Genomic DNA, 13,055 nt, shown 5'->3' with positions numbered 1-13,055 from the left:
GCATTTTTATAAGTTTTTCAATACTCTCTCCACAATTTTAACATTGGAACTTCCATATTTTTTACACATGCGCTCCAGCCAGGAATCCTCGATATGGACCTGATAAGCAGGGGGAAGTTTCTTCATTGCCTTGACATCTTTGAGATAAATAACCACCGTGCTGTTTCCTCTGGATTCCATCAGATCGTCTACCAGACCGGTCTCGGCTTTTGCGTACTCTTCCCGGCTTTCAAACTGGAGCCACAGTTCTCTTGGCATATCATCAAAAAGACGGACCTTTTCCAGGATCAGCTTGCTGGCTTTGTCGTCTTCTGCGGATACTCTTCCCTGAATAAAGAGCCGGGCATCTTCATTCAGGAACATCTGGCATTTTTCGTAATCACGTGGAAATACCACAACCTCCACGGTGCCTACCAGATCTTCCACTGTAAGGAACGCCATTACCTTATTATTCTTTGTATATTTTATGGTTTTATCCGTGATCATTCCACCCACGATCACTTTCTGGTTATCGTAAACCTCCGGTATCCCTGTTTCATCATCCGGCTGAAAATCAGAAGTTTTTGCAGAGATCATTTTTTCCATCATATTCCGGTAACGCTCCAGCGGATGACCGCTGAGATAGATGCCGAGAACTTCCTTCTCAAAGGTCAGTATCGTCTCCTTCGGATATTCTGCTGCCTGCGGCATACGGATCTCAAATTCCTTTTTATCTTCTTCAGGCGCAATATCAAAAAGACTCAGCTGTCCCGCCATGGTATGCTTCTTATCCTGGTTGATACTGTCTATGATCTGCGTATAAACCGTCATTTTCTGATTCCGGTTTCCCTCCAGGCAGTCCAGCGCTCCGGCCTTGATCAGATTTTCCACAACTCTCTTGTTGATCTGGTCGATATTTCGCTCAATAAATGTTTTCAGGGAGGTATATTCTCCGTGCTCCTCACGCTCCCGCACAATCCCCTCGATTACCGGACGGCCGATACTCTTGATGGCAGAAAGTGCATAACGAATGGAACCATTGTCAACAGAAAAGCCATAAACACCATGATTGATATCCGGCGGAAGGATCCGGATCCCCATCTGGCGGCATACCGAAATATACTCGGCAACCTTGTTCGGCATTTCCACAACGGATGTCATCAGTGCAGCCATAAATTCTACCGGATAGTAATATTTGAGATATGCCGTCTGGTAGGAAACCACTGCATAAGCGGCAGCATGAGACTTATTGAAGGCATACTTTGCAAAATCTGTCATCTCATCGTAGATCTTGTTTGCGATCTCCTCGGAAATACCGTTGGCGATACATCCCGGTACTCCCTCTTCCACGTTTCCGTAAACGAAATTCTGGCGTTCTTTTGCCATAACAGAAGCTTTTTTCTTGGACATGGCACGGCGCACCAGGTCACTTCGTCCAAGGGTGTAGCCTGCAAGCTCACGGACGATCTGCATAACCTGCTCCTGGTATACGATACAGCCATAGGTCGGCTTCAGGATCGGCTCCATCTGCGGACAGTCATAACGGATGGTATCCGGACGGTTTTTTCCGCGGATGTACTGCGGAATGAAATCCATGGGGCCCGGACGGTAAAGCGAAATTCCCGCGATCACGTCCTCAAGGCTCTGAGGCTTCAGCTCCTTCATGAAGCTTTTCATTCCGGCACTCTCCAGCTGGAACACGCCGTCAGTACGTCCTGTTCCGAGAGAATCCAGTACCTTTTTGTCATTGTAGTCGATCTTTTGCATATCCAGAAGCATACCGGTACTTTTTTCCACCATTTTCACAGCATTCTGGATAACCGTCAGGGTACGGAGACCCAGGAAATCCATTTTCAGAAGTCCCAGCTCTTCCAGTGTTGTCATGGTAAACTGCGTGACAATGGAACCATCCTGTGCTCTGGAAAGGGGTACGTATTCCGATACATCCTTCTGGCTGATCACAACACCTGCCGCATGCATGGAGGTATGCCTCGGAAGCCCCTCCAGACGTTTTGCCAGATCGATCAGACGATGGATATCGTCCTGTTCCTCGTAAGCCTTGCGAAACTCCGGATTCATTCCCAGTGCCTTGTCAATGGTGATATTCAGCTCCTGTGGGATCATCTTGGCGATGGTGTCCACCTGGGCATAAGGCATATCCAGAACACGGCCTACATCACGAATGACACCGCGGGCTGCCAGTGTACCGAAGGTAACGATCTGAACCACGCAGTCATCACCATATTTTCTTCTTACATAATCAATAACCTCCTGTCTCCGTTCGAAGCAGAAATCCACATCGATATCCGGCATGGATACTCGCTCCGGATTCAGGAAACGTTCAAAGAGCAGATCATACCGGATCGGGTCCAGCTGGGTGATCCCAAGTGTATAGGCAACCAGGCTTCCTGCGGCAGAACCTCGTCCCGGACCGACCATGATATCGTTGTCCCTGGCATATTTGATAAAATCCCATACAATGAGAAAGTAATCTACATATCCCATGTTTTTGATCGTAGACAACTCATAATCCAAGCGCTTTTTCAGCTCCTCTGTTACCGGATGATACCGCTGCTCAAGTCCCTCATGGCAAAGCTTGTTCAGATATTCCCAGGAGGTAAATCCGTCCGGCACATCATATTTCGGCAGCTTGGTCACACCAAATTCAATCTCCACATGGCATCTCTCCGCGATCCTGTGCGTGTTTTCCAGCGCTTCCAGCGCATATGGGAAAAGCCTCACCATCTCCTCCGGTGATTTCACATAGTACTGGCCACCCTCATAGCGCATTCTGTTCTCATCGCTGAGCTTTTTCTGAGTCTGCAGACAAAGAAGAACATCATGTGGTTCCGCATCCTCTGCCATAGTGTAATGCACATCATTGGTGGCAACCAGATCGATCCCCGTCTCTCTGTGCATACGGAGAAGCTGCTGGTTTACGGTCTGCTGCTCCGGGATCCCATGGTCCTGAAGCTCCAGAAAGAAATTTCCTTTTCCGAAAATATCCTGGTAACGTAATGCCGCGATCTTGGCATCCTCATACATTCCACGTGCAAGATATCTGGCGACCTCTCCCGCCAGGCAGGCACTTAAGGCAATGATACCCTCGTGATATTTTTCCAGAAGCTCCAGATCCACACGTGGCTTGTAATAAAACCCTTCCACGAATGCCTTGGATACAATTTTCATCAGGTTGCTGTATCCCTGATTATTCTCAGCCAGCAGGACCAGATGATAATAACGGTCATCCCCACTTCCCACTTCTCTGTCAAAACGGGAGCCCGGAGCCACATAAACCTCACATCCGAGGATCGGATTGATCCCGGCTTCTCTTGCAGCCCTGTAAAAATCGATCACACCATACATAACGCCATGATCGGTGATCGCCGCACTGTCCATACCCAGCTCTTTTACTCTGGCTACATATTCTTTGATCTTATTGGAGCCATCCAGAAGGCTGTATTCTGTATGGACATGTAAATGTGTAAACTCCAAATTTATTCTCCTTATCGTAAAAAACAGGGCTCCGGATCCTCCCCGCTCTGCACTTTTCTCTGAACGTGCCGGAGCGTGTCTGATCCGGAGCCGGTCAACACCTTGTTATTTTTTAATGTAGATCCTCTTGTCACGGATCTCTACTTTTCCTTCCTTCATCAGATGACCGACTGCACGCTTGAATGCGTTCTTACTGAGGCCAAACTCTCTCTTGATGACTTCCGGTGAGGCATGATCATCAAATGGCAGCACCCCTGCAAATTCCTCGATCACGCTGAATACGCTCTCTGCATCCTCATTGATCTGGATGTAAGCCTTCTGGCGGTCACTGACGTTCATCTTGCCATCCTCTTTCACCTCTGTGACACGAAGATCAAGAATAGCTCCCGGTCTGTACTTGCCTGTTGCCTCCCGTGCCGGGATCAGAGCGGAATATTTATCATCTACCGCAACAAAAACGCCGAAATTCCCACTGACCTCATAGACACGCCCCTTTACCGAATCTCCCGGTACATAAGGAGTTCTGGTGGAAAGATAATGATACACCTTCATGGTTGCACAGAGTCTGCTGCTCTTATCTACATAAAGAGCTACCAGGCACTCCTCGCCTTCACGGACCCGGTTGGTCTGCTCATGATACGGAAGAAGAAGATCCTTCTCCAGTCCCCAGTCAAGAAAAGCACCGATCCTGGTAACCTGTTTTACCTTAAGGACTGCTGTCTGTCCTACCTGAAGCATCGGCTCACGGGTAGTTGCGATCAATCTGTCCTGGGAATCCTTATAGATGAATACTTCGATCTCATCACCTGCTTTGGTTCCTTCCGGTACCTGTTTGGACGGAAGAAGCACCCGCTCATTCTGAGGTGCGTTTCGGTCCTCTCCAAGATATATTCCGAAATCCACGGTTTTTACAACCAGTAATTTCTGTTTTTTACCTAATTCTATCATTCTTACTCCTGTTCCTTAAAACTATATATGATCATTTACTATTTGCTGTCTGTCCTGCATTATAACATAAGAGAATTATTATAGAAAGCACAAAAAAGGCAGCTTCGGAAATTTCTTTCCGTCACTGCCTTTTATTTGACATTCATGGGGGAATCTGCCCCACATTGGGTCAGTCTGTTATTCTGTTGGTTTCTCAACCGGCATCGGGTTCATCATTTTAATGACAAAAAGTACGATCAGCATCAGCACGATTCCCACCGGAAGAGCGATCCATGCTGTTTTTACAAAGCCTGCAACAATATAAGTTACAAAGGATACTGCCGCAGCCAGGATCGCATACGGAAGCTGTGTGGAAACGTGAGTCACATGATCACACTGTGCTCCTGCGGAAGCCATGATCGTTGTATCGGAGATCGGTGAGCAGTGGTCTCCGCAAACTGCACCTGCCATGCAGGCGGACATGGAAATGATCATCATCTCAGGACTGGATTTCTCAAATACCGCAACAACGATCGGGATCAGGATACCAAAGGTTCCCCAGGAAGTACCTGTAGCAAATGCAAGTCCACATCCAACCAGGAAAATAATGGCCGGAAGGATAACTTCAATACCACCGGCAACAGAACGCATGGCTTCTTCTACGAATACCGCTGCACCAAGTGAGTCTGTCATAGCCTTCAGTGTCCATGCAAAGGTCAGGATCATGATCGCCGGTACCATAGCCTTGAATCCTTCCGGGATGCATCCCATACAGTCTCTGAAATTGACCACACGGCGGATCATATAGAAAATAATGGCAAACACCAGACCAAAAGCACTTCCCATTGCAAGGCCTGTAGAGGCATCACTCTGTGAAAATGCGGTAACAAAATCTGTTCCGCTGAAAAATCCTCCTGTATAGATCATACTGATGACACAGCAGATAACAAGCATAACGATCGGGATCACAAGATCGATCACCTTTCCTCTCGGATTCGGTGTCTCATCATCCGTTGCATTCTCATACGGTCTTGCAGATGTTGTATAAAGATCTCCGTTCAGAGCATTGATCTCATGTGTTCTCATGGCACCAAACTCGGTTTTCATCAGTACCATGCCAACCATCATTACAATAGTAAGGATCGCGTAAAAGTTATACGGGATGGTTCTTACAAAAATCGCAAGTCCATCCTGTCCCTCTACGAATCCGCTGACTGCAGCAGCCCAGGATGAGATCGGTGCGATGATACATACCGGAGCGGCTGTCGCATCGATCAGGTATGCAAATTTCGCTCTGGATACGTGATGTCTGTCAGTTACCGGACGCATAACGCTTCCTACTGTCAGACAGTTAAAATAATCGTCAATGAAGATCAGGATTCCAAGGATGATCGCTGCAAGCTCTGCACCTACACGTGTGTGGATCTTTTTGCTGGCCCATCGTCCGAATGCGGCAGAGCCGCCGGCCTTGTTCATCATACATACCACAGATCCCAGGATTACCAGGAAGATCAGGATACCTACGTTATAGCTGTCAGCAAGAACCTTGATGATTCCTCCCTCAAAAATCTGTGTTACCGTTCCTTCAAATTTAAATCCGGAATAGATCAGTGCTCCTACTACAATTCCCACAAACAGAGAACTGTATACTTCTTTTGTGATCAGTGCAAGGACGATCGCAACAAGAGGTGGAAGCAGTGCCCAGATCGTTGCATACAGAGCAGGCTGGTAAGTCTCCTCCGCATCCGCAGCCAGCACAGTCAGGGGACTTGCCAGTGCGCCCATGAATACCATTGCCATAACAGACAATGCTGTTCCTGCTTTTTTACTCATTTTTCTCCTCCCTTTTCGGGGACAAAAAAACGGAGGCTGTCTCTTCTTAAGAACACCTCCGGTTAAATAATCCTTATTTAACTAATAGCCTGTCAGAAAATCTCCATTCAGCATATTAAATGCAGATCTCCCGAAGTGCTACCGATAGCGCTCCACATCCGTGACAGTACAACGCATATTCTGCGTTATCCCAGCACCCTGTCATCTGGCCTTCCAGAGCACTTCGGCAGATTTTCCTTTCTTTATGAACAGCCTGCCAGGGCCTTGCATCCATAAATACTGATAAAATCCGCGCCTCTATCTTCTTATCCGTGACCGTTTGCCCTCCGCAGGACTTCCCGGCCATCTTTTTTTCTTTATACTGTAGCAGTTTCCGACATAAATATCAAGTAGTTTACACAGATTCCTGCCATTCAGACCAATATTGTTACTTTTCACTCCGTTTTCAGTAACACGCTTCGCGGAATATTACCAGCGAACTGTAATCCAATTTTGCCTTATTTACTGCTCATTCAGCAGCCACTTCACATCCACTCCCAGCACCTTTGCAAACACCCGCAGTTCATAATCTGCTACAAAACGTTCTCCTCCTTCGATCCGGCTGATACTGTCACGCTCCAGCATCACTCCTTCCACCTGCATTTTTGCTGCCAGCGCAGATTGCGACATCCGTTTCATATTCCTCATCTGGCGTATTTTTTCTCCGGAAACGTTCTTTTTTCCCTGATAAGTGTATATTTTCATCCTGCCACCTATTTTAATAAATGTGTTAATGTTCTGCATTTTTCTTGACATTAGCATATATTTCGGCGGCACCTGTGTTAAAGGTCAGCAAATCTGACATTTTCTGCATTTTTCGACAAAAAATGCCGCGGTACTGTTCCGCGGCATTTCCACTCAAGCGGATATTGACGATCCACCATCGGGTTAAACTGTTTTTTCTTCTGATCAGTCTTCCTGTCCTACCTGACCATAATATGCATTTGCACCATGTTTTCTGTAGTAATGCTTATCCTGAAGCTCCTGCGGTGCCGGTTTTACATCCGGATTGATCAGCTCGCAGCGAGATGCCATCTTGGCAACCTCCTCAAGAACAACTGCGTTATGAACTGCCTCATGAGCATCCTTACCCCAGGTAAAAGGTCCGTGGTTCTTACACAGCACAGCCGGTACTGCTTCATAATCTTTGTTTTTGAAATAATCAGCAATAAGAACTCCCGTGTTCTTCTCATATGCCTCTTCGATCTCTCTTTTGGTCAGATTACGTACACATGGTACTTCTCCGTAAATGTAATCTGCATGTGTGGTTCCATAACACGGGATCGATCTGCCTGCCTGCGCCCAGCTTGTTGCCCAGGATGAGTGGGTATGTACGATACCGCCGATATTCGGAAACGCTCTGTAAAGAACTGCATGTGTCGGTGTATCAGAGGATGGATTGTATCTTCCTTCTACTTTATTTCCATCAAGATCTACCACTACCATGTCTTCCGGTGTCAGCTTGTCATAATCCACACCACTTGGCTTGATCACAAAAAGTCCCTGCTCCCTGTCGATCCCGCTGACATTTCCCCATGTAAAGGTAACAAGACCATATTTTGGCAGATCTATATTTGCTCTGTAAACTTCTTCTTTTAATTTTTCAAGCATAGCGCGCCCTCCTTTTACGGTATAGTTGTTTCAAAAACGATGTACTAATCTCTACCGCCTGTATTTATTTTGTAAACTCAACTACTGCGTAAGGTTCTTTATCCTCCGCGTTGAGAACTACAGCTTCTTTATTTTCTGTCATATATACTTCCGGAATGATAACATTATCCAGTACTGCCTGACGTTTATATTCAACACGAAGCTGACCAACTTTAAAATCCTCAGGCAGATGATCCGCTGCCATCCGGATATACTGACAGTTGTTCACATGATGATTGGTGTCCAGATGATGCTTCTGTACGGAAAAAGCATTCTGCACTTCCCGTTCCTTCGGAAGCGCAATCTTTCTTGGTGCATAATCCATCTCTATTTTTTCGCCCAGATCATAGGGATCTGTATCTGCCGGTGTCAGCTTTTCCGGAAGACCGGTTTCTGTATTGATAAAGGACCAGTAGGAATTGGCCCATGCCAGCTTCTCACCATCCATTGTCTCAAGAATAAAATTACGCATTCCGATAAATCCACGGAATCCATAAGGAATTGTTGTTACTTTTATATTTTCACCAAGCTTCGGATATCGCTTCACGATCACCTGCCATGCAGAAAGTACCCAGGCTCTTTTCTGTTCCTTTAATACTTCCATGCCGACTCCTGTCTGCTCGGATTCAAAGGTACAGCAATCCTGAAAATAATCCAGAACTCCCGGCAGCGTCAGACATCCATCTTCTCCGATCTCACTGAATCTTACTCGACTCTCAAAACTGTAACTCATTCATGCCTCCTGTCATACTGTCTATACTTTATTGTAACACTTGGCAGGAAGAAACGCACTTGTTTTTTTTGGGGCGCAGCGGATTGCGAATATCTTCTTATTTTTGAGTACAAAAAAAGTACCTCGTAACTGAGGTACTTAAGAAGCAGGGCTACAAGGATTCGAACCTTGAACTGACGGAGTCAGAGTCCGTTGCCTTACCGTTTGGCGATAGCCCTATGTGTTTTGTTTTTCGCTTGCCTTATCGCTTGCGACGGATGTTATTATATAACAGCTTTTTTGAAATTGCAACCCCTTTTTTTAATTTTTTTTATTTTTTTTCAAAATTTCTTAAACTGCTGTTAAAACTCCTTATTATATGCGGGTTTACGCAGTAAAAAAAATTTTACAATCCACTCCTTTGTGTTATAATAAGCCGTATAATAAAAAGAGCGGAAACAACCGTGTATTTCCCTCCGGTCACAATATCCGGAGGCATCCAAAGGAGAACGCTATGCGAGCAAATAACCTTACTCTGCTCACGGACCTCTATGAGCTTACCATGATGCAGGGATATTTCAAAAACCCTACCAACCAGACCGTTGTCTTTGACATGTTCTACCGCAACAATCCGTGTGATGGCGGTTTTGCCATCTGTGCAGGACTGGAGCAGATGATCGAATACATCGAAAATCTCCGTTTCTCAGAAGAAGACATTACCTATCTGAGAAGTCTTGGCATCTTTGAGGATGATTTCCTTGAGTATTTGAGCAACTTCAGATTCACCGGTGATATCTACGCAATTCCGGAGGGAACCGTGATCTTCCCGAGAGAGCCAATGGTCAAGGTTATCGCACCGATCATGGAAGCTCAGCTTGTAGAGACGGCCATCCTGAACATTATGAACCATCAGAGTCTTATTGCCACTAAGGCAGCACGTGTATGCCATGCAGCCAAGGGCGATCCCATCATGGAATTCGGTCTTCGCCGTGCCCAGGGTCCGGACGCCGGGATCTTCGGTGCCAGAGCTGCAGTGATCGGTGGATGTGCCGGTACTTCCAACGTACTGACCGGCCAGATGTTTAACGTTCCGGTTCTCGGAACACATGCTCATTCCTGGATCATGAGTTTCCCGGATGAGTACACTGCCTTTAAGACCTATGCGAGACTTTACCCGAATTCCTGTACTCTTCTGGTTGACACCTACGATGTCCTGAAATCCGGTGTTCCCAATGCGATCCGTGTATTTGAGGAGATGCGTGAGGAAGGTATCCAGCTGAAGAACTATGGAATCCGTATCGACAGCGGTGATCTTGCATATCTTTCCAAAAAAGCTTACAAGATGCTGGCTGCTGCCGGTTTCGATGATGCTACCATTTCCGCATCCAGCGATCTTGATGAATATCTTATCGAAAGCCTGAAGGCCCAGGATGCCAAGATCAATTCCTGGGGCGTCGGAACCAAGCTGATCACAGCCGATAACAATCCGGCATTCGGCGGCGTATACAAACTTGCCGCTGTAAAGGACGCTGACAGCGATGCCTTCCAGCCGAAGATCAAGCTTTCCGAAAACACAGAAAAGGTTACCAACCCGGGCAACAAGACTGTATACCGTATCTACAGCAAGAAGACCGGCAAGATCAAGGCCGATCTGATCTGCCTTGCAGATGAGAAATTCGATCCGGAAGAAACTATGGTGATCTTCGACCCGGTTGACACCTGGAAAAAGACCAAGGTTCTTGGCGGAACCTACGAACTCCGTGAGCTCCTTGTTCCGGTAATTAAAGATGGTAAGAGCGTTTACAAGTCTCCATCTGTCATGGAACTCCGCGACTACTGCAAACAGGAGCAGAACACACTGTGGGATGAATCCAGACGTTTCGTTAATCCGCAGAAGGTTTATGTAGATCTCTCCCAGTCACTCTATGACATGAAGAAGGCTCTCCTGGAAGAAATGAGTGAAAAAGAGCTCTGATAAACAGAAATAAGCATTCATAAACCCTCCTTTCTTATCATAAGCTTATGGATAAGGAAAGGAGGGTTTTTATTGCACAGAGAATTTTATACCCGGCTGATCAGTAGGGAGCATCCTCTGCCGGAAGCCTTTGTGCCGGAACATCTTATCGATATCGGACTTCCATTTGAAGCAGCACCGGGAGATCCGAAGCGGCTTCTGGAGTATCAGGCTGCAAAAGCCGCTTCCCAGCTTTTCCATGCCTGTCACAGATGCGGTCTGAACCTGTGGGCAGTTTCCGGATATCGTTCCTACCAGCGACAGAAGGAGCTTTTTACAGGAAGTCCTTTCGTTGCAGAGCCAGGAACAAGTGAGCACCAGAGCGGACTTGCTCTGGATGTATCCTGCCCTTCCATCCATATGGAGCTCTCCGAAAGGTTTTCCGCAACAGGAGAAGGCCGCTGGCTGAAAAAGAACGCTCCGCTCTATGGTTTTATCCTCCGGTACCCAAAAAGCAAAGAGGAGATCACCGGCATCCCTTACGAGCCATGGCACATCCGCTATGTGACAAAACCTCTGGCTTCCTGGCTCACTATCACAAATCTGACTCTGGAAGAATACCACTGCTTTCCTTCCCGGTGTCCGCACCCTCCCTGATCTGCAGCTCCTGGCATCTGCATCTGATGTTTATATCTTGATCTGCACACATTTTTCTGTACATCTGATGCACTTTTACTGCTCCATCTGTCTGCCAAGAAAACCGGCTGCTGTGCGGATAAGGGCACGTTCTGTGTCTCCCAGTGCTGTTTTTTCACTTTTAGTCAGAAGGATCACTGCTCCAATGGCGTCACTCGCACACAGGATCGGCTGTATCATTTTCTGGCAAAATGAATCCATAGCGTCGGAAATGACTGATATATTTTCCCTGCTGTCCTGACTGACCAGTCTGCCTTTCCTGCCGGCAATGATCGCATCAAGCTCAGAACTGATCTCTTTTCCTTCCAATTCCCGGCTTCCGCTGCCGCATGCCGCCACGACCTGATCACGATCTGTAATACAGGCAGTCAGTCCGGTGGTCTGTACCAGCGCTTCCGCATATTCCGCAGCAAACGTATTCAGCTCTCCAATGGGCGAATATTTTTTCAGGATGATCTGTCCTTCCCTGTCTGTAAAAATCTCCAGTGGCGTTCCTTCCTTGATTCGCAGTGTCTTTCGTATCTCTTTTGGAATCACAACCCTGCCCAGATCATCGATCCTGCGAACAATTCCCGTTGCTTTCATCTTCCTGAATTCCTCCTGTATTTTCTGTTCATTGTACGTCAATGTTATGTTAACTATTTGTTTTTCATATGGTTATTATGCGAAAAACTGGGAGAAATATGCATAAAAATCTCTTATTTATCTGTCGCAGGAGCCGCATTGTCGTATGCCTGCTGCAGAAATAAATCCTGATAAAATTTTTTTCGAAAATAGGGGTTGCATTTTTGAATAATAGTGGTATAGTATTCATATACTTGATATGTAGTTTTGAATACTACATGTTATTTTATCAGTTTCTACATTATTACATCGTAAACTGTCGCAATGATCCGTCATTGATGAACCGATCTTGAAGTTGTCCATATGATATAAACAGCAGATTTTTTTGCAGGAGGTGTTTTTATATGAAATTTAAATTAAAAGATCCAGGAAGCGCCATAACCCACGGAATCGGCATGCTTCTTGCCGTGGCCGGAGCCACTCCGCTGATCGTGAAGGCGGCCAGAAGTGCAGATGTTCTCCATGTTTTTGCAGTAAGTGTTTTTATCCTTACCATGATCCTTCTTTACCTGGCAAGCACACTTTACCATTCCGTAAGCTCCACAGCCAAGGTGAACCGCCGTCTGAAAAAAATGGATCACATGATGATCTTCGTGATGATCGCCGGCAGCTACACTCCTGTATGCCTGATCGTTCTCCACGGACGCACCGGCTATATCCTCTGTGCCCTCGTATGGACCGTTGCCATCATCGGAATGATCCTCAAGGGCTGCTGGATCAACTGCCCAAAATGGCTTTCCTCTGTGATCTACATTGGAATGGGCTGGCTGTGTGTACTTGCTTTTGTTCCGATCTTCCACAATCTGCCCCGTGCAGGCTTCGGATGGCTCCTTGCCGGCGGCATCATCTATACCATCGGCGGTGTGATCTATGCGCTGAAGCTTCCGATCTTCAATGCGAAGCATAAGAATTTCGGCTCCCACGAAGTATTTCATGTCTTTGTGATGCTGGGAAGTGTGTGCCATTTTGTTGTAATGTATTTCTTTGTAGCCGGTATGGCGATCCACTGAGTTACTCTGTGATCAGCTAGATAACAATCTCACCTTTCGGATACCGTGACATGCTCCCCCCACTTAAATCTTACGATTTTGAAGTGGGGGCTTCCTGCTCGATTACCCTTTAGGGCAAAGCTAAAACAGGCTATCC

General features: G+C 46.6%; 10 protein-coding genes, 1 tRNA gene and 1 riboswitch. Of the genes, 3 read left to right on the top strand and 8 right to left on the bottom strand.

The window, feature by feature from the left end; genetic code table 11:
• Window positions 1-6: 6 nt before the first annotated feature.
• From EAI83_RS09050 to EAI83_RS09020, 7 genes are all read right to left on the bottom strand, one after another.
• Complete coding sequence (locus tag EAI83_RS09050; protein WP_129975153.1) at window positions 7-3,474, bottom strand: DNA polymerase III subunit alpha; 3,468 nt, start codon at window positions 3,472-3,474, stop codon at window positions 7-9.
• Between the two features lie 105 nt (window positions 3,475-3,579).
• Window positions 3,580-4,422 (bottom strand): CvfB family protein, encoded by an 843-nt coding sequence (locus tag EAI83_RS09045; protein WP_129975151.1) that lies wholly within the window; start codon window positions 4,420-4,422, stop codon window positions 3,580-3,582.
• A gap of 177 nt (window positions 4,423-4,599) precedes the next feature.
• A complete protein-coding gene (locus EAI83_RS09040) occupies window positions 4,600-6,186 on the bottom strand; it encodes a Na+/H+ antiporter NhaC family protein (RefSeq protein ID WP_420313981.1) in 1,587 nt (528 codons plus the stop codon).
• Window positions 6,187-6,371: 185 nt separating this feature from the next.
• Window positions 6,372-6,542: riboswitch (Lysine riboswitch) on the bottom strand.
• Between the two features lie 193 nt (window positions 6,543-6,735).
• The gene (locus EAI83_RS09035) at window positions 6,736-6,978 is read right to left on the bottom strand and encodes a helix-turn-helix domain-containing protein (RefSeq protein ID WP_015526736.1); all 243 of its coding nucleotides are present in this window, start codon (window positions 6,976-6,978) and stop codon (window positions 6,736-6,738) included.
• 204 nt (window positions 6,979-7,182) lie between these two features.
• Window positions 7,183-7,884 carry an L-ribulose-5-phosphate 4-epimerase gene (araD, locus tag EAI83_RS09030; RefSeq protein ID WP_129975147.1) on the bottom strand — a complete coding sequence of 234 codons (702 nt, stop codon included), beginning with the start codon at window positions 7,882-7,884 and terminating at the stop codon, window positions 7,183-7,185.
• Window positions 7,885-7,948: 64 nt separating this feature from the next.
• Entirely contained in the window at window positions 7,949-8,656 is a 708-nt protein-coding gene (locus EAI83_RS09025; RefSeq protein WP_015526738.1) for an acyl-[acyl-carrier-protein] thioesterase, read from the bottom strand.
• Between the two features lie 146 nt (window positions 8,657-8,802).
• Window positions 8,803-8,874, bottom strand: a tRNA-Gln gene (locus tag EAI83_RS09020).
• 275 nt (window positions 8,875-9,149) lie between these two features.
• Here EAI83_RS09020 and EAI83_RS09015 point away from each other — a divergent pair.
• A complete protein-coding gene (locus EAI83_RS09015; protein WP_015526739.1) occupies window positions 9,150-10,610 on the top strand; it encodes a nicotinate phosphoribosyltransferase in 1,461 nt (486 codons plus the stop codon).
• A 72-nt stretch (window positions 10,611-10,682) separates the two neighbouring features.
• Window positions 10,683-11,246, top strand: coding sequence for a M15 family metallopeptidase (locus tag EAI83_RS09010; RefSeq protein WP_092071858.1), 564 nt, complete (start codon window positions 10,683-10,685; stop codon window positions 11,244-11,246).
• A gap of 75 nt (window positions 11,247-11,321) precedes the next feature.
• Here the strand turns inward: EAI83_RS09010 and EAI83_RS09005 are convergent, their stop codons facing one another.
• A complete protein-coding gene (locus tag EAI83_RS09005; protein ID WP_129975145.1) occupies window positions 11,322-11,870 on the bottom strand; it encodes a stage V sporulation T C-terminal domain-containing protein in 549 nt (182 codons plus the stop codon).
• A 383-nt stretch (window positions 11,871-12,253) separates the two neighbouring features.
• On the opposite strand from EAI83_RS09005, the gene trhA reads away from it, so the two are divergent.
• On the top strand, window positions 12,254-12,919 hold the full coding sequence (gene trhA, locus EAI83_RS09000; RefSeq protein ID WP_110103161.1) for a PAQR family membrane homeostasis protein TrhA: 666 nt from the start codon (window positions 12,254-12,256) through the stop codon (window positions 12,917-12,919).
• Window positions 12,920-13,055: the final 136 nt, after the last annotated feature.

The sequence above is a fragment of the Blautia sp. aa_0143 genome, assembly GCF_004167315.1.
In the GTDB taxonomy this organism is placed as follows: Bacteria; Bacillota; Clostridia; order Lachnospirales; family Lachnospiraceae; genus Blautia_A; species Blautia_A fusiformis.
This window is presented reverse-complemented; position numbering and strand designations above follow the sequence as displayed.

Excerpts from the sequence above, each read along its gene's own strand:
- EAI83_RS09035 (WP_015526736.1), bottom strand. The coding sequence starts at position 6,978 with ATGAAAATATACACTTATCAGGGAAAAAAGAACGTTTCCGGAGAAAAA.
- araD (WP_129975147.1), bottom strand. The coding sequence starts at position 7,884 with ATGCTTGAAAAATTAAAAGAAGAAGTTTACAGAGCAAATATAGATCTG.
- EAI83_RS09025 (WP_015526738.1), bottom strand. The coding sequence starts at position 8,656 with ATGAGTTACAGTTTTGAGAGTCGAGTAAGATTCAGTGAGATCGGAGAA.
- EAI83_RS09015 (WP_015526739.1), top strand. The coding sequence starts at position 9,150 with ATGCGAGCAAATAACCTTACTCTGCTCACGGACCTCTATGAGCTTACC.
- EAI83_RS09045 (WP_129975151.1), bottom strand. The coding sequence starts at position 4,422 with ATGATAGAATTAGGTAAAAAACAGAAATTACTGGTTGTAAAAACCGTG.
- EAI83_RS09005 (WP_129975145.1), bottom strand. The coding sequence starts at position 11,870 with ATGAAAGCAACGGGAATTGTTCGCAGGATCGATGATCTGGGCAGGGTT.
- EAI83_RS09040 (WP_420313981.1), bottom strand. The coding sequence starts at position 6,186 with ATGGGCGCACTGGCAAGTCCCCTGACTGTGCTGGCTGCGGATGCGGAG.
- trhA (WP_110103161.1), top strand. The coding sequence starts at position 12,254 with ATGAAATTTAAATTAAAAGATCCAGGAAGCGCCATAACCCACGGAATC.